The sequence below is a fragment of the Agromyces selenitireducens genome (assembly GCF_052748465.2).
Window position 1 is genome coordinate 2,964,650 of sequence record NZ_CM188259.1, and the last position, 21,998, is coordinate 2,986,647.

Genomic DNA, 21,998 nt, shown 5'->3' on the forward strand with positions numbered 1-21,998 from the left:
GCGGCACGACGAAGAGGGCCGGGCCCGAAGGCCCGACCCCCTTGCAGGTCGCGATCGCGAAGAACTACTTGATGATCTTCGTGACGGTACCGGCGCCGACCGTGCGGCCACCCTCGCGGATGGCGAAGCCGAGGCCCTCCTCCATGGCGATCGGCTGGATCAGCTCGACCGTCATGTCGGTGGTGTCGCCGGGCATGACCATCTCGGTGCCCTCGGGCAGCGTGATGACGCCGGTGACGTCGGTGGTGCGGAAGTAGAACTGCGGACGGTAGTTCGCGTAGAACGGGTTGTGACGGCCGCCCTCGTCCTTCGAGAGGATGTACGCCGTGCCCTCGAAGTTGGTGTGCGGGGTGACCGAGCCCGGGGCCACGACGACCTGGCCGCGCTCGACGTCCTCGCGCTTGGTGCCACGGAGCAGGAGACCGCAGTTCTCGCCGGCCCACGCCTCGTCGAGCTGCTTGTGGAACATCTCGATACCCGTGACGGTGGTCTTCTGCGTCGGGCGGATGCCGACGATCTCGACCTCGGAGTTGATCTTCAGCGTGCCGCGCTCGGCGCGACCCGTGACGACCGTGCCGCGGCCGGTGATGGTGAAGACGTCCTCGATGGGCATGAGGAACGGCTTGTCCTTGTCGCGCACCGGGTCCGGGATGGACTCGTCGACGGCCTCCATGAGCTCGAGGACCGAGTTGACCCACTTCTCGTCGCCCTCGAGGGCCTTGAGGCCCGAGACGCGGATGACGGGAGCGTCGTCGCCGGGGAAGCCCTGGCTCGAGAGGAGCTCGCGGACCTCGAGCTCGACGAGCTCCAGGATCTCCTCGTCGTCGACCATGTCGGCCTTGTTCAGCGCGACGAGCAGGTAGGGCACGCCGACCTGCTTGGCGAGCAGCACGTGCTCACGCGTCTGGGCCATCGGGCCGTCGGTCGCCGCGACCACGAGGATCGCGCCGTCCATCTGGGCCGCACCGGTGATCATGTTCTTGATGTAGTCGGCGTGACCCGGGGCGTCGACGTGCGCGTAGTGGCGCTTCGGCGTCTCGTACTCGACGTGCGAGATGTTGATCGTGATGCCGCGCTGGCGCTCCTCGGGAGCGGAGTCGATCGACGCGAAGTCGCGCTGCACGTTGGTGGCCGACGGGTACTTGTCGGCGAGCACCTTCGAGATCGCCGCGGTGAGCGTCGTCTTGCCGTGGTCGACGTGACCGATCGTACCGATGTTGACGTGCGGCTTGGTCCGCTCGAACTTGGCCTTAGCCACTGTGGGTCCTCCTCAGGATCCGTGTAGCAGCACCGGACGCCGGATTGCGACCGGAGTGCTACGGGGGGTTGTGTTGTTATGTTACGCGAACCTGTCGGCTCGTGCGTTCGGGCGCTACTCGCCCTTGTTCTTCTGGACGATCTCGTCGGCGACAGCCTTCGGGACCTCCGCGTAGCTCTCGAACTCCATCGAGTACACGGCCCGGCCCGAGGTCTTCGAGCGCAGGTCGCCGATGTATCCGAACATCTCCGAGAGCGGGACGTGCGCACGCACGACCTTCACGCCGGCAGCGTCCTCCATGGACTGGATCTGGCCGCGACGCGAGTTCAGGTCGCCGATGACGTCGCCCATGTACTCCTCCGGAGTACGGACCTCGACGGCCATCAGCGGCTCGAGCAGGACGGGGTTCGCCTTCCGAGCGGCTTCCTTGAAGCCCATCGAGCCGGCGATCTTGAACGCCATCTCCGAGGAGTCGACGTCGTGGGCCGCGCCGTCGAGCAGGATGCCCTTGACGCCCACCATCGGGTAGCCGGCCAGGATGCCGTACTGCATGGCGTCCTGGAAGCCCGCGTCGACCGAGGGGATGTACTCGCGCGGAACGCGGCCACCAGTGACCTTGTTCTCGAACTCGTACGTCTTGTCGCCCTCGACCGCGAGGGGCTCGATCGCGAACTGGATCTTCGCGAACTGGCCCGAGCCACCGGTCTGCTTCTTGTGCGTGTAGTCGTGCTTCTCGACGGCGCGCTTGATGGTCTCGCGGTACGCGACCTGCGGCTTGCCGACGTTCGCCTCGACCTTGAACTCGCGCTTCATGCGGTCGACGAGGATGTCGAGGTGCAGCTCGCCCATGCCCTTGATGACCGTCTGGCCGGTCTCCTGGTTGAGCTCGGTGCGGAAGGTGGGGTCCTCCTCCGCGAGCTTCTGGATCGCGGTGCCGAGCTTCTCCTGGTCGGCCTTGGTCTTCGGCTCGATGGCGACCTCGATGACCGGCGCCGGGAACGTCATCGACTCGAGCACGACCTGGTGGTCCGGGTCGCACAGGGTGTCGCCGGTGGTGGTGTCCTTGAGGCCGATGACCGCGTAGATGTTGCCCGCGGTGACCGAGTCGACCGGGTTCTCCTTGTTGGCGTGCATCTGGAAGATCTTCCCGATGCGCTCCTTCTTGGACTTGGTCGAGTTGATGACCTGGCCGCCCGAGTCGAGGTGACCCGAGTAGACGCGGATGTAGGTGAGGCGACCGAAGAACGGGTGCACCGCGACCTTGAACGCGAGCGCGGCGAAGGGGTCCTTGGCGTCGGCGTGACGCTCGATGACCTCGTCCTCGTTGCGGGGGTTGCGTCCCTCGACCGCCGGCACGTCGAGCGGCGACGGCAGGAAGTCGATGACGGCGTCGAGCATGGGCTGCACGCCGCGGTTCTTGAACGCCGAGCCGCAGAGCACGGGGTAGATCTCGGAGCTGACGGTGAGCTTGCGGATCGCGCCCTTGATCTCGGCGACCGTGAGCTCCTCACCGCCGAAGTACTTCTCGAGCAGCGCGTCGTCGGTCTCGGCGACGGTCTCGAGCAGCGTGTTGCGGTACTCCTCGGCCTTCTCCTTGAGGTCGGCGGGGATCTCCTGAACCTCGTACTTGGCGCCCATCGTCACGTCGCCCTTGGCGTCGCCGGGCCACACGAGCGCCCGCATCTCGATGAGGTCGACGACGCCGATGAAGTCGCTCTCGGAGCCGATCGGGAGCTGCAGCACGAGCGGCTTGGCGCCGAGGCGCTTGACGATCGTGTCGACCGTGAAGTAGAAGTCCGCGCCGAGCTTGTCCATCTTGTTGACGAAGCAGATGCGGGGGACGTCGTACTTGTCGGCCTGGCGCCAGACGGTCTCGGACTGGGGCTCGACGCCCTCCTTGCCGTCGAAGACGGCGACCGCGCCGTCGAGCACGCGAAGGGAGCGCTCGACCTCGACCGTGAAGTCGACGTGGCCGGGGGTGTCGATGATGTTGATCTGGTTCTTGTTCCAGAAGCACGTGACCGCGGCGGACGTGATGGTGATGCCGCGCTCCTTCTCCTGTTCCATCCAGTCGGTCGTCGAGGCGCCGTCGTGGGTCTCGCCGATCTTGTGGTTGACGCCCGTGTAGAACAGGATGCGCTCGGTGGTGGTGGTCTTGCCGGCATCGATGTGCGCCATGATGCCGATGTTGCGGACCTTGCTCAGGTCGGTGAGCACGTCTTGTGCCACGGGGATTCCTCCGGGGAAGTCAGGAGTGGAAGGGGTGAGGTGAGCGGATGCCGCAGAGGCGCGCCTCGCGGCATCCGCTCATCGACTACCAGCGGTAGTGGGCGAAGGCGCGGTTCGACTCGGCCATCTTGTGGGTGTCCTCGCGGCGCTTGACCGCGGCGCCCAGGCCGTTCGAGGCGTCGAGGATCTCGTTGGTGAGACGCTCGGTCATGGTCTTCTCGCGGCGGGCCTTGGCGTAGCTGGTGAGCCAGCGCAGCGCCAGGGTGTTCGCGCGGTGCGGCTTGACCTCGACGGGCACCTGGTAGGTCGAGCCGCCGACGCGGCGCGACCGGACCTCGAGGGTCGGGCGCACGTTGTCGAGGGCCTTCTTCAGGACCGCGACGGCGTCCTGGCCGGACTTGTTCGCGACGTTCTCGAGCGCCTCGTAGACGATGCGCTGGGCGAGGTCCTTCTTGCCGTCGACGAGGATCTTGTTGACGAGCTGGCTGACGACCGGCGAGCCGTACACCGGGTCGGCGACGACGGGGCGCTTCGGAGCGGGTCCCTTGCGAGGCATTACTTCTTCTCCATCTTCGCGCCGTAGCGGCTGCGGGCCTGCTTGCGGTTCTTCACGGCCTGCGTGTCGAGCGCGCCGCGGATGATCTTGTAGCGCACGCCGGGGAGGTCCTTCACACGACCGCCGCGGACGAGCACCATCGAGTGCTCCTGCAGGTTGTGGCCCTCACCGGGGATGTAGGCGGTGACCTCGGTGCCGTTCGAGAGCTTGACACGGGCGACCTTGCGGAGCGCCGAGTTCGGCTTCTTGGGGGTGGTGGTGTACACACGGGTGCACACGCCGCGCTGCTGGGGGTTGGCCTTCAGGGCGGGCGCCTTGGTCTTGGTGACCTTGGGCGAGCGACCCTTGCGGACCAACTGCTGAATGGTTGGCACTGCTTCTCCTAAGTGGTGCTGCACGGTGACAGCGTTGATGGGTTTCACATCACGACCCACCGGCACCGCCGAGCGGCGGAGCCTGTTGGTGGTGGGTATGCCGTGGGGGCGTGCCTGCCTCGTCGGCCGGTGCCCTGAGGTGCGCCATGATGAGAACCCGCCCCGCTCCCGGTCTCCGGCTGGCGGATCGCAGGCATGGGCGAGCGCGCGGCAGAGCGCACACCCGATCAATGGTAATCGGGCGCAACCACCCGGTCAAATGGCGACGGATGCCGCGGGCACGCCCTGAGCGAACGACGACGCTCGCGTCAGCCGGACCAGCCCGGCGCGTCGAGCTCGCGATCGAGGTCGGCGAGGAGTTCGGCGACCTGCGGCTCGACCAGGCGCTCCACCGCGTTCGCGATGCGCTGGCGGTGCTGGGCGAGCTCGATGCAGATCCGTCGGCCGAGCTGCTTGGCGAACTCGTCGGCGAGGCGCACCTCCTCGCGGAGCGCCTCCTTCTCGTCGGGCGTGAAGGGGCGCGGCGCGGGCTCGAACGCCTCGGCCGCGGCATCCGCCTCGAGGCCCTGCAGCGTGAAGAGGAACGGCGCGCCCGGCGTCGGCTCGGGGTCGAGGTCCAGGCCGAGGAACTCGGGGTCGAGTCCCTCCCCGGCCCGGTACGGGCGGCGCGCCTTGCGATCCTCCGCCAGCCGGATCTCGCGGTGCAGCATCGGCAGGTTGCGCGCGGTGTAGTCGTCGACGGCCGAGTCGATGATGCCCTTCATGCGCATCGAGAACGCGTGCTGCACCGGATGCGGCACGTCGGTGTCGAGGCCGGCGGCGGCGAGGATCGGCGACCCGAAGCAGCGCGTGCAGAGGCGCACGCGGCCGCGATGCGTGCCCGGCCGCCATCGCGGCAGCCAGGCGAGCCAGCGGTCGACCTCGTGGCTCACGCGAGCCTCGACCGAACCCTCCACGCGGTTCACCCTACTGCGAGCACCGTGCCGCGGCGCCGAAGCGGCGAACGGATGTCACGGCGACGCGGCCGGCGTCACTCCTCGTCGTCTCGCTCCCACGGCCACTTCGGGCGTTCGACGCCGCCCTCCTGCGCGCGGACGGTGACGGCGGCGAGGAGTGCGACGAGTGCGCCGGTGATCGGGACGATGACCCCGAAGCCGATGGTCATGAACGAGAGCGCGAACAGGACCGCGGCGAGGATCGTGCCCGTCGCCGCCGCGTATGACAGCGTGGCGCCGACCACGCCGGCCGCCCAGGTCACGATCAGCGCGAGTCCGGCCAGCGACCACGGCCGGAACCCGCGGCCGAGCCCTCGACCGAGCAGCACGAGCAGTGCGCCGACGGATGCCGCGACGGTGAGCGGTGCGACGAGTCGGCCCGCCTCCGGATCGGGCACCGGCTCGATGTCGGCGAGCAGGCTGACGAACCCGAAGGCCGCGACGACGAGCGCGACGTGCAGCGCGGCCGCGAAGCCCGCGACGGCCCACGAGGTGGTCGAGTTCGTCGCCATCCTCCGAGCCTACGCCCGGCCGGGGACCGGTCGCCGTCCCGATGCGAACGGCGGGGCTGGACCGAGGTGGTCCCGCCCCGCCGTGCCGCAGCGGCTCGCGTCAGCGACCGGCGAGCTGCTGGTCCAGGTCCTGGATGGCCTGCATCATCCCGCGCAGCGCCTCGCCCATCTCGCCGATGCCGTCGACGGCGCTCTTGAGTCCCGTGGTGAGCTCCTCGTAGCCCTGGCCGAACCTTCCGGACGCGTGCTGGGTCCGGAAGTCGTTGCCGAGCAGGTTGTCGACGGAGCTCTTCAGCTGGTCGAGCTGCGACTGGATGTCATCGCGGGCGTCGGACAGCTTGCTCGCCATCGCCTCCATCTCGCCGTACGAGGCGCCGAAATCTGCGGCCATCGTGAACCTCTTCCTTCGTTCGGGATCGTGCCCGCGACTGCGAGCCGGTGATCCCCAGACTACGGATGCCGCGATGGCCGGGCACATGGGGAGCACTCCCCACCGCACGGCTCCGGCCACGCCTTGGGCCGGCAGGGCTCAGACCGCGTCGAGGGTGCGCTCGAGTCCGGGCGCGACGGCGACGGCGGTGCGCATGACCGTCAGGGCGCCCGGGAGCTCGGGACGCGCCGTCGCCCCGAGGCCGCGCTCGTCGAGGACGCGGTGCGCCTCGGCGAGATCGTTCTCGACGCGCGCGCGGACCTCCGGATCGACCGCCGACCAGGCCGCGCGCAGTTCCTCGACGGCGCGCCGGATGGAGTCGCGGCCCGCATCCGCGACCTGCTCGGGAAACGCCTCGATGCGCTGCTCGGTGCGTGCGCGCCGCTCGGGCGAGGCGCTCAGGGCGATCCGCGTGGTCGCGACGGCGAGTGCCGAGAGCCCGGCGAGGGCGACGAGACCGGCGAGGTACGCGGGCGTGTTCCCGGCGGTGACGCCCCCGAGGACGGCTCCCATCGCGAGGGGGCCGAGCGACAGCACGACGGTGCTCCACGCGACGGCCGCCACGCCCGTCGTCGGGGGTGCGGCACGCCGGAGCGGCAGCAGCGCGAGGGCCATCAGCACGGTGCTCGCGACGATGAGCGCGGCGGCCAGGGGCAACACGGTCACCGGGTCGAAGGCCGCGCGGCTGAAGTACAGGGCGGCGGCGCCGGATGCCGCGAGCACGCCGGCGACGATGGCCGCCTTGCGGAGGCCGGAGCGCCCGACCTCGGCGGCCGCGCCTCGGTCTTCACGGGCGAGTGCGGCGAGGCGGTCCGCACGGGCGGCGCGGATCTCTGCGACGGCGCCCGAGACCGCCCGCGTCACGAGCTCGGCGTAACCGGGTGCGGCCGAGACGGCCCGTCGGTCGAGTTCGGCGATGCCGTGGGCGATCTCGGACGGTCGGGCGGTGCGCGCCCAGCGCGTCGCGGGGCCGTCCGCGCTCACGCGACGACCCTGAGGGATCCCACGACCGGGTCCGCGTGCGCCTGCATCGCGCCGATCGCCTCGCGGTGGGCGAGCTCGGAGAAGACGAGCCCGACCATTCCCGGCCAGACGAGGCCGTAGGCGATGCCCGCGAGCGTGGCGCCCGCACCGTCCGGTTCGGTGGTCACGTACGCGATCCTGCGGCCGTGGGGCACGTGCTCGGTCTCGAAGTCCGCGACGACCGGCTCCGTGAGGAGCGGGACGTCGGGCAGCATCCAGTCGGGTGAGCCCGTCGCGGCCGCCTCGTCGGCACCCGGCCGGACGGTGCGGAGGGTCGCGTGCAGAACCCCGGTCACGGGGACGCCCACCGGTCGGAAGAAGAGCGAGGTGTCGATGCCCGCGCGCCGTCGGTCGAGCGCCTCGCGCGCCGCGAACTCGAGTTCGTCGGCGAGTCCGGCGAGCGGGCCGTCGCGGTAGGCGGCGCGCTGCTCGGCCACCCAGAGATCGTCGGCCTCCGCGCCCGGATCGGGCATGATCGCCCACGCGTCGGGCGGGTAGGCGATTTCGAATCTCATTCACCGCTCCAGCGGAAGGTCGACATGATCGCGTCGGCGAGCACGCCGGCGGCGCGCACGGTCTCGTCGTCGAGCCGCTCCCCCGCCGCCGCGAGCGGGACGACGGCGCTGAAGAGCAGCGCCTGCCGACGCTCGCTGCCGGGGATCGCGATCAGGTAGTCGAACGACCGGACCGCGACCTCGCCGCCGGGGACGCGCTGCGCGTCCTCCTGCTCCCAGCGCAGGATGACGCGGTCGTCGCCGAGCGCGCGTGCGCCGCGGTCGCGGCGGAGGGCCGCCACGTGCGCGTCGAGCGGTCCGCCGTCGGGCGCGCTCAATCGGAGTGCGGTGATGGAGAGCGGGAACAGCTCCTCGTCCGGCACGCCGGACTGGAAGATCATCCGGACGGGGTCGCGGCGCAGGAACTCGTCGGCCGCTCGATCGAGCAGGTCGCGGAACTGGGCGTCGAGGTCGGGCCGGTGGTTCGCCCGCAGCACGGCCGAGCTGCGCGCGGCGATCTCGGCGAACGCCTCCTTCGTCGGCTCGACCGAGACCCAGCCCCGAGGGAGCAGCAGGACGAAGGGAGGGACGTCGCGACGGATGGATCCGGTCAGTTCGTCTCGCAGGGTGCCGGTCATCGCCACGAGTCTACGGTCACCTCCCGGAGCTGGTCCTCGACGGTGCTGGAGACGTAGTCGTAGGCGCTGTAGGCGGTGACCTGGGCCTGCCGGTACCCCCAGTGCATCTCCCAGAGGCCGACGTTCGCCGTGGAGTCGCCGACGCCCAGGAGGCGGCCGAAGAACATGCCTGCGGAGTTCGTGAACCGCGTGTTGTCGGCGACGTACGGGGCGCCCGAGATGATGCGCTGGATCATCCGCGAGCCGCCCGTCGCCGTGTCGAACGTCCGGATGCCCGCGGTGCCCCAGTCGGCGCGTGCGAGGTCGTCGATCCGGCCGAGGTGCGTGCGAAGCGCCGCGAACTCCTCGCCCGCGAGCATCATGTTCGCGAACCCCGAGAGCCTCGGGAACCGCGCGCCGGCGCCGGCGATGGACGGCAGGTCGGCGAGCTTGGCGAGCTTGCCGAACGGGATCACGCCGATGACGGCCATCGCGAGGTCGCCGCCGCTCTTGCGCTGCTTGGCGAAGAGGACGATCGTGCCGAGCAGCACCAGCAGTGCGGCGATGGTGGCGAGCACGGCGATCAGCGGACCACCCACGATGAGGGCGGCGAGCACGAGGACGAAGCCGATGGCCTCGAGGACCGTGACGAGCCCTTCCACGAACGGCAGCGCGTCGTCCCAGAAGCCGTCCTTGACGCCGTCCTCGTTCGCACCGCGGAGACCCGCGACGGCGTCGTCGTAGGCGGAGTCCCACGTGTCGTAGTACCCGTCGAATCGGCGTGCGGCCTCCTCCCACTCCGACTTCGCGGTCGTGAGCGACGAGGCCGCGGCGGAGGTCGCGGCCTCGCGCGCGTCGGTGCCGCCGTCCTCGCCCGCGGGGGTCAGCTCGGCGTCGTCGACGTCGGCGGCACGCGATCGCACGGTCCCCCACAACGTCTCGCAGTCGTCCGCTGCCCGGTTGAGCCCGGGGGCGACCTCGGCCAGCGCCTCCCCGTACGACCGGAGTGCCGTGCCGCTCGGCCGGTAGCGTTCGCCGGCCCGCTTCAGGTCCGCGTGCACGTCCTCGCCCCGGCTCCGGACCTCGTCGAGCGAGAGGCCCGAGCCGACCTGCCCGTCGACCATGAGCCGGAGCGTGTCGGCGGCACGCAGCATCCGCTCGCCGAGGTCCTCGACCCGGCTTCCGCGGGCGGCGATCGCGTCGCCGCGGTCGTCGATGCGCTCGATCTCACGACCCCGAGGGGAGTCGGGCATGTGCTGATGGAAGTAGGCGGTGTTCCCCACGTCGTCGACCCTCAGCCCTCGGCCTGCGCCAGGTTCGACTGCAGCTCGAGGTCGAGCTCCTCCCACGAGTCCTTCACGGCGACGACGAACTCCTGCAGTTCGACGAGGTGGCCCTTCAGCGTCTCGCGCTTGTCGTCCCACGCGCCCTCGAACTCGTCAGCCGCGTCGCGCAGGCCGGTCCGCCCGAACGGCCGGCCGATGGCCTCGAGCAACGAGTCCGTGCGCGATCCCGCGTCCTCGAACTCGATCACGATGTCCTTCAGCGCCTGGTCCAGTTCGCCCATCGACGCCAGCGGGATCAGCACCTCGTCGCTCATCGCTCTCCTCTCGACGGCTTCACGCTAACGCCGGACCCGACGCGCCGACATGGGGAGGGCTCCCCACCGGCCCGGTCATCGCACCTGGGGCAGCTGCACGAGGGTCGCACGGCCGTGCTGCACGAGGAAGCCGCGCCCCTCCGGGAAGTCCGAGCGCTTCACCTTCGGGAACGGCGTCTTGAACACCGCGTCGCCGTCGTAGGCGTCGGGCTTGAGGGCGACGCCGCGGCGACCGGCCTTGAAGTCGCCGACGAAGCCGAAGCCGCTCGAGAGGTTCGCGACATCCGCGTCGCCCACGAGGAAGTGGTCGCTGCGGTTGACGGCCTGGAAGAGCTCCTTGAGCGGACGCTCGGCGGCGGAGTCGGCGAACTGGGTCACGTTCTCGACGGCGATGAGGTAGCGGCCCGGTACCGACGCGTCGCCGATCACGTCGACGAGTTCGCGGGCCAGCGCAGTGACCTCCTCGATCGTGGCAGCGCTGCGCATCCAGTCGGCATGCTCGCCGAGCGCCGCCCGGCGTCCCGCGAGGTGGAAGAGGCGCACGTCGGGGTCATGACGCCGGACCGCGTCGATCACCGCGCGCATCGCGGTGGTCTTCCCGCTCTGCGGCGGCCCGGTGATCGCGAAGGTCCCCACTGGCTCGAACGCGATGGGGGCGAGTGTGTCGTCCGCGAGGCCCAGCACCGGCTCGCCCGCGAGCTCGGCCGGCAGCGCCGTCGCGGCGAACGCCGTGGGCAGCGCGCGGACCGGCTCCACCTCGACCGCGCCCTGGTCGCGCAGCCGGGCGGCGAGTGCCTCGAGCGCCTTCGTCTGCTCGGCGACGTTCGCGGAGCCGCCGAGCACGGCGACCTGCGCCTCGAGGCCGTCCACGATCGCTCGTCCGGGCGCGGAGCGGTCGTCGAGCACGTCCTTCGGCACTCCGAGGACCTGGTACCCGGACTCGTCGGAGAGCCGCAGCACGATGCGCCTGGTGACGTTCGCGCTCACGGCCGTCGGCACCGCGCCCGCGCGATCGGCGGTCGCGACGACGTGGACGCCCAGCGGTCGCCCCTCGCCGAGCAGCCGCATCACGACGTTGTAGAACGGCATGCGCACCGTCGTCGAGTCCCAGTCGGCCTTGAGCTGGGCGAAGCCGTCGATGAGCAGCAGCACCCGGGGTTCGCGGATGCCGCTGAGCTCCCGGTACTCGGAGAGACTCGCCGCGTTGACCTCGCTGAACGCACGGCCGCGGCGGTCGAGGAGCGCGTCGAGCATCCGCAGCAACCGCTGGACCCGCTCGGTGTCGTCGCCCGGCACGACGGAGCCGACGTGCGGGAGCACCTCGAGGGAGCGCAGCGTCCCCGAGCCGAAGTCGAGCGCGTAGACCTCAGCGGGGCCGAGGTCGGGTCGCAGGCCGACCGAGACGGCGAGCGTGCGCAGCAGCGTCGACTTGCCCGAGCCGCTCGTGCCGTAGACGAGCATCGCCCCGTCGCGATCGGGCACGAACGACATCGGCGCCTGCAGCTGCCGTTCCGGCACGTCGGCGAGTCCGAACGCGACGTCGCCGTCGCCGCGCCGCGGCAGCGACTCGATCGCGACCGTGGCGGGCAGGTCGTCGAGCCACGGCCGGCGTGGCGGCGGGATCGCGGCGGCGTCCGCAGCGCGGATGAAGGCCTGCACCATCCGCTTCTGGTCGTTCGGACCGGGGTCGGCGAGCTCGTGCTCGTCGTCGCGCTCCCCCGCGACCTCCCACACCGTCGTCGAGCCGAACCGCAGCTCGGCGACCCGGACATCGGCCTCGGCGGGCGCATCGCTGGTCCAGCCCCCCGCGTACGCCGACTGGAACGGCACGAGCCGGCCGGGCCCGGTCTTCGCGATGCCGCGGCCGGGGATCGACGGGTCGAAGCCGGCGGCGACCGGGTCGCCCACGACGTCGCGCGAGTCCGACTCGTCGGCCATGCGCAGCGCGACGCGGAGGTTGGTGTTCGCACGCAGGTTGTCCTTGATGACGCCCGCCGGTCGCTGCGTGGCCATGATGAGGTGGATCCCGAGCGAGCGACCGCGCTGGGCGATGTCGACCACGCCGTCCACGAACTCCGGCACGTCGCCCGCGAGCGCGGCGAACTCGTCGATGACGATCACGAGCGCCGGCGGCGTCTCGGGGTCCCGCCGCTTCTCGAGCTCGAGCAGGTCCTTGGCCTTCCTGCGGTTGAAGAGGTGCTCGCGGTGGTGCAGCTCGGCGCGGAGGCTCGTGAGCGCGCGGCGCACGAGGTGCGGGCTGAGGTCGGTCACGAGGCCCACGCAGTGCGGCAGGTCGACGCAGTCGGCGAACGCCGAGCCGCCCTTGTAGTCCACGAACAGGAACGTGACGCGATCCGGGCTGTACTCGGCGGCCATGCCGAGCACCCATGCCTGCAGGAACTCCGACTTGCCGGCGCCGGTCGTGCCGCCGACGAGCGCGTGCGGACCCTGCGTGCGCAGGTCGAGCGTCATCGCGTCGGGGCTCGCCTGCCCGACGAACGCCTTCAGCGTGCCCGCCCGCTTCAGGCGCGGCAGCTTCGCGCCCGAACGGTCGAGGATCGACGCGTTCTGCCGCCAGCGTTCGACCACGCTGTCGGCGTCGCGGACCGTCTCATCTCCGAGGAGGGAGAGCATCGACACGCTGCGCGGCAGGTCGCTCGCGTCCTCCACGACGGTGCTCGCGTCGACGACGGGCGCGAGGCGGCGCGCGAAGACCTCCGCGTACCGCATCGACACGCCCTCGACGGCGACGCCGGCGTACTCGACGCCCGAACGGACGACGCCCACGCGCGCGGCGCCGAGCCCGCCGGTCACGTCGACGAAGGTCCGGCACGCGGCAGGCAGCGATGCGACGGTCGGCGCCACGAAGAGCGTGTGGATGCCGACCTCGGCGCCCCGCTCGATGAGCTGCACCAGGCGGGGGCGGTCCACCGGGGCGTCGGCAGAGACGATGAGCACGAGGGCCGAGTCGGGCCGCGGCTCATCGCGGACGCCGCCCGGCGTGCCCACGCGGGAGCCGCGCGTCATCGAGCCCTGGTCCTCGGCGAGCGGACCGCGACGCTCGGGCGCCGCGCCGAGCCGGTCGAGGATGAGCTCCTCGAGCGAGTTCAGCAGGGCGGCGCCGGCGGAGGCGCTGTCGGCGAGCGCGGCGCCCGCGACGGGGTTCCGGTCGCTCGAGGCGTGCGGAAGCCACTTCAGCCAGTCGAGCTCGCGGCTCCAGCCCGGATCGACGATCGCCGCGGCCACCACGTCGTTCGGCGCGTGCAGGCCGAACAGCTGCACCGCCAGGCCGCGCAGCGCGTCGGCGGCGAGGTTCGCGGGCCCGGCGATGCCGAGCGCGCCCGCGCTCGGCAGCAGCTCCATCACGGGCACGTCGTCGATCTCGCGGTAGCGCTCGCGCAGCACGTCGACCCGGCGGGCGTAGCGCGCGATGCCCGGCTGCGGCGCCTCCGACTCGCGCACCGAGTTGCGGCTCGGCGCGCGCCCCACCCCCAGTCGCACGGCGAGGAAGTTCCAGTGCTCGGGCCGCCGGGTCCAGAGCATGGGCCCGAGCCGCATCGCCTGCTCGTACACCGTCGCGACCGGCGGCGTCTCGTCATGGCGGCGGTCGCGCTCGACGTGCCGTTCGCGCTCGAGGGTCTCCTCGAGTCGTTCCAGCTGGATCTCGAACGCCTCGATCTCCTGCTCGAGCTTCTTCCCGCTGCCCATGCGCTGCCCGATGTAGTTGCCGACGAGCATCAGCGGCGACAGGAACACGATGAGCAGCGCCATCGCGCGCTCGGTCAGCGCGTAGATCGCCAGGCCCATGAGCACGGGCGAGATGATCATGGGCCACGGGAAGAGGCGCGGGCTCTCCTCGTTCGGCACGCGGGGCTCCGGGTGCGCCGTGCCCGGGTAGCGGGCCTCGACCCGGGGCGAGCGGTTGTACATGAGCGCGCCGCCGCGCTCGAGCACCGGGTCGGCCGCGGCATCCGTGCCCGCGAGCATCGCGAACGAGACGACGGTGTCGCCGATCGTGACGCGCACGCCCGGCAGTGCGCGCACGCGCGACACCTCGCCGCCGTCGACGACGAGCCCGTTCGCGGAGTTCAGGTCGACGAGCTCGACCGCCTGGTCGACCTCGATGCGGGCGTGCCGCTTGGACACGAGCGGGTCGGCGAGGACGACGTCGGAGTCGGCGGACCGTCCGACGACGCTGTGGCCACGCCGCAGCGGGAACTCGCGGCCCGCATCTGCGCCCGAGTGCACGTGCATGACCGCGACCGCCACGTCTGCGCCGGCCGCCCGCGCCGCCGGAGAGACCACGGCAGCCTCGAATCCCGACCCGATCGGCGCGTCGGCCGCGAGCGTGCCGGGCTCGAGCACGACCGGCGCGTTCGACGTCGGCGGCGCCACGGCGAGCGTGAGCGGACCCTCGTGCTGCGCAAGGCCGGTGGACGCCGGGTCGGCGGCGGCGATCGAGCGGGCGAGGTCGCCCACCGTCGCCGTCGCGTCGGCGGTGACCACCACGTCGACCGGCGGCCCGCTCTGCCGCCGGAAGCCGAGCTTCAGCCTCACGCGCGCACCTCCTCGATTCGGAACTCGACACCGCCGAGCCGCACGGTCGATCCCGGCGGCACCGGGGTCGGCAGGCCGGGCTCGAGCACGCGGGCGCGGCCGTCCGCGCCGACGAGGGCGGTGCCGTTGCTCGACCAGCGGTCGGTGACGTGCACGCCGCGGTCGTCGACCGTGACCGCGGCGTGCGTCTTCGACAGTCCCATGCTCGCGTCCACGAGCGGCACGAGCGCGGTGCTCGCGGGGTCGTCGCCCGTCGATGCCGGGTCGCGGCCGAGCAGCACGGTGCCGGATGCCGCGACGCGGGCGCCGTGCGCGAACGCGAGGGTGACCGTGCCCACCGCGACCGGTCGCGCCGGGGACGCCGGCCCGGAGGGTGCGGACGCGACCGTCGCGGCCATCGGGGCCTCCGCCGGCGGTGCCCACGCGGACGATGCGGCGACCGCCTCGGCCGCGGGCGGGGCGGCGATGACGCCGGAGCTCGACCGCGCGGCCGGAATGAACGTGCGCTCGTCGATCGCGCGGTCGGACGCGAGGGACGGGAGCACCGGCCGCTCGGCACGCGGCGCCGCCTCGAGCTGTCGCCGGGCGTGGCGCAGCGCCGCGCCGTCGAACGGGTCGAGGCCGCGACGCGCGTCGACGACGAGGCAGCGCCCGACCCGGTCGAGCCAGCTGCGTCCGCGCCCCTCCGGATCCCACAGCCCGGACGCGAAGCAGAGCGCGGGCCCCGCGAACGGCAGCACGAGCTGCGACGCCCACAGCACGAGTGCGCGCAGCACGACCCTCCAGAACCCGGGGCGGTCGAACGTCGCCGCGTTCACCGAGCGCAGGCCGAGGGACGCCTTGCCGATGGTGACGCCGCGCCGACCGTGCAGCGCGAGCTGCGTCACGCCGTACGCCGCGAGCAGCACCTGCCCGAGGGCGAGCAGCAGGAGCGGACCCCCGAGTGCCGCGGCATCCGTCACCGCCCGGGACAGGACGACGGGCGCCAGCTGCGCCGCCCCGACCGCCGACGGGGCCGACAACAGCCCCCACCCGCACGCGTCGACCGCGAATGCGGCCGACCGGCGACCGGGCGGAGCGGGGAGAAGACCGAGGCGCTCGGCGTACGCCGGGTCGGCGCGGCCATCGGCGCCGACGCCCGGGATCGGCTCGTCGGCGTGCATGGTGATGCTCAACAGCGCTCCTCGGGTGTGCAGGGTCAGGGAGCCACCCAAGCAGGCTGGGCGTGCCACGTCGATGGGGAGCACTCACCATGTGCGCCCGACGTCCGAGCGTAGCGCGCCGGCCGTCGCCGGCCCGAGCTCAGCGCGTCGACGAGACCGGCTGCGGTCCAGCCGCGAGCTGACGCTCGTACTCCTCGCGCGCGGTCCGGTTCCGCTCCGTGACGGTGCGACCGTGCGCCGCGATCCAGCCGCCGAACCAGATCGGCAGTTCGCGCGCGATGATCGCGGCGATGATCGCGTACGGGGTGAGCCACTGGTTGGCGAGGAAGTCGCCGGCCTCCGTCGGGGTGAACTGCCACGCGGCGACGGCCACCAGCGACCCGCCGATGTACGCGAGGTAGACCAGGACGCCGACGACCAGGCCGAAGACGGCCCACGCCCACCAGGCGGCGCGGTTGAGGAGCAGCGCGAGCACGGCGAACGAGGCGAAGAACGCGATCACCGGCCCCCAGAACACCGCGGAGACGATGAACTGGTCGGTGAAGACCGGTCCCGCATTCGCGAAGCCGCCGTTGAACGCGGCGATGACGAGGAATGAGGCCCCCGCGTAGAGCAGCCCGAAGGCGACCGTCGCGATGAGGCCGACGAGCACCCCGAACCCGCGGTTGCCGCGGGCCTTCGGCTCGGCCGGCGCCTGCACGTAGATCGCCTGCGGCGACGGCGGCGACGGGGCGGTGGGCGCGGTGCCGGGCGATGCGGATGCCGCAGCCGTGCCGGCGCCCGCCCCGGCGGCGCCGACCGTCTCGGGCACGCCCGTCTCGCGGCGCGCCTCCTGCGCGCGCACCGGCTCCGGACTCGCGGCCTGGAGGTCCTCGCGCTGCATCGCCGTGGTGTCGGTGCGGTCCGCCGGGTCGGAGCTCACCACGACGGGCGGGTGGTCCGTGCGGGCGCGCTCCACCGCCGCGTCGAGTTCGGTGCGGTCGGCGACGGCGGCGTCGTCGCGGTCGGCATCGGCCGTGGTGCCCGTGAACGCGGTGTCCTGGACGGGCGCGCCTGCGGCGTCGCTCGACGGGGTCTCGGCCGGCTCGAGCCGGTCGACCCGGTCGGCGTCGCCGGCGGTCGGGTCGACGGCGGACTGCGCATCCTCCGGCCGCGGCTCGACGTCCGCTGCGGGACCGGTCGTGGGAGCGTCTCCGGCACCGCTCGTGTCGGCCGCCGCGTCGTCGCGGTCGGTCGGCGCATCGGGGCTGCCGTCGCCGTCGAGATCGCGACGCTCGGGGTCGGATCCGGGAGTCGTGCTGCTCATCGTCCGCTCCTTCCGGGCAGCACCGCCTGCCCGTGGTGCGGCCACTCTAGCAACGCGGGGGCGCGCCGCCCGGCAGCGGCGCGGCGCTTCGCGACTCAGGCGAAGAGCGCCGCGATGATGTCGTGCGTGTAGCCGGTGACGGCCGGCCCCGACCAGCGCGTGGCGATCCACACGTCGTCGCGGAAGAAGTGCGACTCCCCGGCCGGGCCCGCGGGCTCCTCCCACTCGGCGATGCAGCGCGTCCCGTCGAGCTCCTCGAAGCAGTCGAGCCCACCGGCCTCGAACGCGCCGAGTGCCGCGCTCCGCTGGGCTTCGTCGACCCGGGCGATCGACGTGACGAGGCCCGTGCGACCGTCGGACGGCTCAGCGGGGAGCCAGGCGCACGTGAGCTCGGTGGTCTGCTCGAGCGTGGGCAGCGCGCCGGGGTCGTCGGTCCCGAGCAGGACCGGTCCGCCGTCGCCGGTCGCCCAGGCCGGGTTCAGCACGTAGTCGGGGGCGAATGCACCCGCCCAGTCGGTGGTGTAGGCCGCGGAGCAGTCGGCGGGGACGGGGGATCCGTCGGCGGGCGGTGCCGCCGGCGGAGCCACCGGCACGGGTTCGCCGGCCGCCGCCGGCGTCGGACGCGGTCCGGCGGCGGTCGGCGCCGCATCCGCCTCCGACTGGGCCTTCGGCATCAGGAGCACGCCGGCGACCGCGATCACGGCGAGGACGAGGGCGACCACGGCGGCGATGAGCCAGGTCGTCGGGCGGCGGAGCACGGGGGCGTCGTCGGGCATGGAACTCTCCGGGTCGCGGATCGGGGGGAATCGTCAGGGTCGACCGCGGGCGATCCTAGCGAGGTCGGCTGGGAGCCGCCCGGGGGAAGCGCGCCCGAGCGGGCCGCGCTCCAGGTCCGGAGACGCCGAAGGGCCCCGGAATGGCTCCGGGGCCCTTCGGTGCTGCGGGGGCGGCTCGTGCCGCCCCCGCGCGGATCAGCTGTAGTTGCCGGGGGTGAAGTCGTCGCTCGAGAACGAGTCGAAGTCGACGAAGCTGAGGTCGCCCTCGGTGAACGCGGCGTCGTCGGAGAAGATGCGGTTCGGGTAGCGCTCCGCCTTCGCCTCCTCGGTCGCCTCGACGGTGACGTTCCGGTACTTGTTCAGGCCGGTGCCCGCCGGGATCAGCTTTCCGATGATCACGTTCTCCTTGAGGCCGACGAGCGGGTCGGACTTGCCCTCCATGGCGGCCTGCGTGAGCACGCGGGTCGTCTCCTGGAAGGACGCGGCCGACAGCCACGACTCCGTCGCGAGCGAGGCCTTGGTGATGCCCATGACCTCCTGACGCGCCGACGCCGTCTTCCTGCCCTCGGTGAGGGTGGCGCGGTTGATCTCGTTGTACTTCGAGCGGTCGACGAGCTCGCCCGGCAGCAGGTCGGTGTCGCCGTGGTCGACGACGGTGACCTTGCGGAGCATCTGGCGCACGATGACCTCGATGTGCTTGTCGTGGATCGGCACGCCCTGCGAGCGGTACACGTCCTGCACGCCGTTGACCAGGTGCTTCTGCACCTCGCGCACGCCCTTGACCCGGAGGACCTCCTTCGGGTCGACCGTGCCGACGATGATCTGCTGGCCGAGTTCGACGTGCTGGCCGTCCTCGACGAGCAGCGTCGAGCGCTTGAGCACGTTGTACGTGATCGGCTCGTCGCCGTTGTCGGGCGTGAGGATGACCTTGCGCTGCTTCTCGGTCTCGTCGATCGTGATGCGGCCGGCGGCCTCCGCGATCGGCGACGCGCCCTTCGGGGTGCGCGCCTCGAACAGCTCCTGCACGCGGGGCAGGCCCTGCGTGATGTCGTCGGCCGAGGCCGAGCCACCGGTGTGGAAGGTGCGCATCGTCAGCTGCGTGCCGGGCTCGCCGATCGACTGGGCGGCGATGATGCCGACCGCCTCGCCGATGTCGACGAGCTTGCCGGTCGCGAGCGAGCGGCCGTAGCACTTCGCGCACACGCCGACCGCCGACTCGCAGGTGAGCACCGAGCGGACCTTGATCGACTCGACGCCCGCCGCGACCAGCTTGTCGATGAGCACGTCGCCCACGTCGTCGCCGGCCTCGGCGACGACCTCGCCCTTGGCGTTCACCGCGTCGGCGGCGAGGCTGCGCGCGAAGACCGAGTTCTCGACGTTCGGGTCGCGGACCAGGGTGCCCGTGGCATCCGTCGCCGCGATCGGCATCTCGAGGCCCTTGCCGGTGCCGCAGTCGTCCTCGCGGATGATGACGTCCTGCGAGACGTCGACCAGACGACGGGTCAGGTAGCCCGAGTCGGCCGTGCGGAGCGCCGTGTCGGCGAGGCCCTTGCGGGCGCCGTGCGTGGCGATGAAGTACTCCGCGACCGACAGCCCCTCGCGGTACGAGGAGATGATCGGGCGCGGGATGATCTCGCCCTTCGGGTTGTTCACGAGGCCTCGCATGCCGGCGATGTTGCGCACCTGCAGCCAGTTACCGCGAGCACCCGACGTCACCATGCGGTTGATGGTGTTGTCCTGGTTCGACGCGAACTCCTCCTGCATGGCCTTGGCGACCTCGTCGGTCGCCTTGGTCCAGATCTGGATGAGCTCCTGGCGACGCTCGAGGTCGGTCGTGAGGCCCTTCTCGAACTGCGACGTGACCTTCGCCGCCTGCTTCTCGTACTTCGAGACGATCTCGCGCTTCTGCGGGAGCTCGACGACGTCGGAGAGCGCGACGGTCACGCCCGAACGGGTCGCCCAGCGGAAGCCGGCGTCCTTGATCCGGTCGAGCGTCGCGGCCACCTCGGTCTTCGGGTAGCGCTCGGCGAGGTCGTTGACGATCGCCGAGATCTGGCCCTTGCCGGCCTGCTCGTTGAAGTACGGGTAGTCCTCCGGGAGCGCCTCGTTGAACAGCGCGCGACCGAGGGTGGTCTCGAGCAGGAACGGCTGCCCCTGCTCGAAGCCCTCGGGCGCCTCGCCCTGGCGGAAGTGCAGACCATCGAGGCGGATCTTCACCTTCGCGCCGAGGTCGAGCGCCAGCTCGCCCGGACGGTTCTGGTCGAACGCGAGGATCGCCTCGGCGATCGACGAGAACGCCCGGCCCTCGCCGGCCGCGCCGGCCTTCTCGGTCGTCAGGTGGTGCAGGCCGATGATCATGTCCTGCGAGGGCAGGGTCACCGGACGGCCGTCCGACGGCTTGAGGATGTTGTTCGACGCCAGCATGAGGATGCGGGCCTCGGCCTGCGCCTCGACCGACAGCGGCAGGTGCACGGCCATCTGGTCGCCGTCGAAGTCCGCGTTGAACGCGGCGCAGACGAGCGGGTGCAGCTGGATGGCCTTGCCCTCGACGAGCTGCGGCTCGAACGCCTGGATGCCGAGGCGGTGCAGCGTGGGCGCGCGGTTCAGCAGCACGGGGCGCTCGCGGATGATCTCCTCGAGCACGTCCCACACCTGCGGGCGCGACCGCTCCACCATGCGCTTGGCGGCCTTGATGTTCTGCGCGTGGCTCAGGTCGATGAGGCGCTTGATGACGAACGGCTTGAACAGCTCGAGCGCCATCTGCTTGGGCAGGCCGCACTGGTGCAGCTTGAGCTGCGGGCCCACGACGATGACCGAACGGCCCGAGTAGTCCACGCGCTTGCCGAGCAGGTTCTGGCGGAACCGACCCTGCTTGCCCTTGAGCATGTCGCTCAGGGACTTCAGGGCGCGGTTGCCGGTGCCCGTGACGGGACGGCCGCGGCGGCCGTTGTCGAACAGCGCGTCGACGGCCTCCTGCAGCATCCGCTTCTCGTTGTTGACGATGATCTCGGGCGCGCCGAGGTCGAGCAGGCGACGGAGTCGGTTGTTCCGGTTGATCACGCGACGGTACAGGTCGTTCAGGTCGGAGGTCGCGAAGCGGCCGCCGTCGAGCTGGACCATCGGACGGAGCTCCGGCGGGATCACGGGGACCACGTCGAGCACCATCGCGGCCGGCGAGTTGCCGGTCTGCAGGAACGAGTTCACGACCTTGAGCCGCTTGATCGCGCGGATCTTCTTCTGGCCCTTGCCCTCGGCGATCTGCAGGTGCAGGTCGTCGGCCTCGGCCTGGAGGTCGAAGGACTCGAGGCGCTTCTTGATCGCCTCGGCGCCCATGTAGGCCTCGAAGTACATGCCGAAGCGGTCCTGCAGCTCTTGGAAGACGGAGTCCTCGGGCTTGAGGTCGCCGACCTTCAGGGTGCGGAAGTCCTCCCAGACGCGCTCGAGGTGCGCGATCTGCTCGTCGGCGGACTTGCGGACGCCGGCCATCTCCTTGTCGGCGGCGGCCTCGGCGCGCTTGCGCTGGTCGGCCTTGGCGCCCTCGGCCTCGAGTGCAGCGAGCTCCTCCTCCTTGCGCTTCATCAGATCGGCGATGCGCGCGTCGCGGGCGTCGCCGATCGTCTTGATCTCGAGGCGGACCTCGTTCTCGAGGCCGGGCATGTCGGCGTGACGACCCTCGTCGTCGACGTCGATCACCATGTAGGCGGCGAAGTAGATGACCTTCTCGAGGTCCTTCGGCGCCATGTCGAGCAGGTAGCCGAGACGGCTGGGCACGCCCTTGAAGTACCAGATGTGCGTGACCGGCGCGGCGAGCTCGATGTGGCCCATCCGCTCGCGGCGGACCGAGGACTTGGTGACCTCGACGCCGCATCGCTCGCAGACGATTCCCTTGAAGCGCACGCGCTTGTACTTGCCGCAGGCGCACTCCCAGTCGCGGCTCGGTCCGAAGATCTGCTCGCCGAAGAGGCCGTCCTTCTCGGGCTTGAGCGTGCGGTAGTTGATGGTCTCGGGCTTCTTGACCTCACCGTAGGACCACTTGCGGATGTCCTCGGCGGTGGCCAGGCCGATACGGAGCTCGTCAAACGTGGTTGCGTCGAGCAATTTCTCTCCT

Annotated in this window: 17 protein-coding genes; all 17 read right to left on the reverse strand. The window is 71.5% G+C overall.

From position 1 onward, the window contains the following. Positions 1-64: 64 nt before the first annotated feature. Positions 65-1,258: an elongation factor Tu gene (tuf, locus tag ACULK4_RS13900; RefSeq protein WP_445966166.1), complete on the reverse strand. Its 1,194-nt coding sequence runs from the start codon at positions 1,256-1,258 to the stop codon at positions 65-67. 114 nt (positions 1,259-1,372) lie between these two features. After that, positions 1,373-3,487 carry an elongation factor G gene (gene fusA, locus ACULK4_RS13905; protein ID WP_445966167.1) on the reverse strand — a complete coding sequence of 705 codons (2,115 nt, stop codon included), beginning with the start codon at positions 3,485-3,487 and terminating at the stop codon, positions 1,373-1,375. 85 nt (positions 3,488-3,572) lie between these two features. After that, a complete protein-coding gene (gene rpsG / locus ACULK4_RS13910) occupies positions 3,573-4,043 on the reverse strand; it encodes a 30S ribosomal protein S7 (RefSeq protein ID WP_067948599.1) in 471 nt (156 codons plus the stop codon). After that, positions 4,043-4,417 (reverse strand): 30S ribosomal protein S12, encoded by a 375-nt coding sequence (rpsL, locus tag ACULK4_RS13915; RefSeq protein WP_022889720.1) that lies wholly within the window; start codon positions 4,415-4,417, stop codon positions 4,043-4,045. The genes rpsG and rpsL overlap by 1 nt, the downstream gene beginning before the upstream one ends. Positions 4,418-4,725: 308 nt before the next feature. After that, a complete protein-coding gene (locus ACULK4_RS13920; protein ID WP_445966168.1) occupies positions 4,726-5,373 on the reverse strand; it encodes a spermidine/putrescine ABC transporter substrate-binding protein in 648 nt (215 codons plus the stop codon). 74 nt (positions 5,374-5,447) lie between these two features. Beyond that, complete coding sequence (locus ACULK4_RS13925; protein WP_445966169.1) at positions 5,448-5,924, reverse strand: DUF6121 family protein; 477 nt, start codon at positions 5,922-5,924, stop codon at positions 5,448-5,450. 100 nt (positions 5,925-6,024) lie between these two features. Beyond that, positions 6,025-6,315: a WXG100 family type VII secretion target gene (locus ACULK4_RS13930; RefSeq protein WP_445966170.1), complete on the reverse strand. Its 291-nt coding sequence runs from the start codon at positions 6,313-6,315 to the stop codon at positions 6,025-6,027. A 138-nt stretch (positions 6,316-6,453) separates the two neighbouring features. Next, a complete protein-coding gene (locus ACULK4_RS13935) occupies positions 6,454-7,338 on the reverse strand; it encodes a hypothetical protein (RefSeq protein WP_445966171.1) in 885 nt (294 codons plus the stop codon). Continuing rightward, positions 7,335-7,892 carry a hypothetical protein gene (locus tag ACULK4_RS13940; RefSeq protein WP_445966172.1) on the reverse strand — a complete coding sequence of 186 codons (558 nt, stop codon included), beginning with the start codon at positions 7,890-7,892 and terminating at the stop codon, positions 7,335-7,337. The genes ACULK4_RS13935 and ACULK4_RS13940 overlap by 4 nt, the downstream gene beginning before the upstream one ends. Next, the gene (locus tag ACULK4_RS13945) at positions 7,889-8,509 is read right to left on the reverse strand and encodes a hypothetical protein (RefSeq protein WP_445966173.1); all 621 of its coding nucleotides are present in this window, start codon (positions 8,507-8,509) and stop codon (positions 7,889-7,891) included. Before ACULK4_RS13945 ends, ACULK4_RS13940 begins: the two co-directional genes overlap by 4 nt. After that, positions 8,506-9,741 carry a hypothetical protein gene (locus tag ACULK4_RS13950; RefSeq protein WP_445966174.1) on the reverse strand — a complete coding sequence of 412 codons (1,236 nt, stop codon included), beginning with the start codon at positions 9,739-9,741 and terminating at the stop codon, positions 8,506-8,508. The genes ACULK4_RS13945 and ACULK4_RS13950 overlap by 4 nt, the downstream gene beginning before the upstream one ends. 41 nt (positions 9,742-9,782) lie before the next feature. Further along, positions 9,783-10,088 carry a hypothetical protein gene (locus ACULK4_RS13955; RefSeq protein WP_445966175.1) on the reverse strand — a complete coding sequence of 102 codons (306 nt, stop codon included), beginning with the start codon at positions 10,086-10,088 and terminating at the stop codon, positions 9,783-9,785. Positions 10,089-10,163: 75 nt separating this feature from the next. Beyond that, positions 10,164-14,645 (reverse strand): type VII secretion EssC family protein, encoded by a 4,482-nt coding sequence (locus ACULK4_RS13960; RefSeq protein WP_445966176.1) that lies wholly within the window; start codon positions 14,643-14,645, stop codon positions 10,164-10,166. After that, positions 14,642-15,820, reverse strand: a complete 1,179-nt coding sequence (locus tag ACULK4_RS13965) for an RDD family protein (protein WP_445966177.1) — start codon at positions 15,818-15,820, stop codon at positions 14,642-14,644. Before ACULK4_RS13965 ends, ACULK4_RS13960 begins: the two co-directional genes overlap by 4 nt. Positions 15,821-15,947: 127 nt before the next feature. Continuing rightward, positions 15,948-17,114 carry a hypothetical protein gene (locus tag ACULK4_RS13970; protein ID WP_445966178.1) on the reverse strand — a complete coding sequence of 389 codons (1,167 nt, stop codon included), beginning with the start codon at positions 17,112-17,114 and terminating at the stop codon, positions 15,948-15,950. 95 nt (positions 17,115-17,209) lie between these two features. After that, complete coding sequence (locus ACULK4_RS13975) at positions 17,210-17,890, reverse strand: hypothetical protein (protein ID WP_445966179.1); 681 nt, start codon at positions 17,888-17,890, stop codon at positions 17,210-17,212. Positions 17,891-18,085: 195 nt separating this feature from the next. Next, positions 18,086-21,988 carry a DNA-directed RNA polymerase subunit beta' gene (gene rpoC, locus ACULK4_RS13980; protein WP_445966180.1) on the reverse strand — a complete coding sequence of 1,301 codons (3,903 nt, stop codon included), beginning with the start codon at positions 21,986-21,988 and terminating at the stop codon, positions 18,086-18,088. Positions 21,989-21,998: the final 10 nt, after the last annotated feature.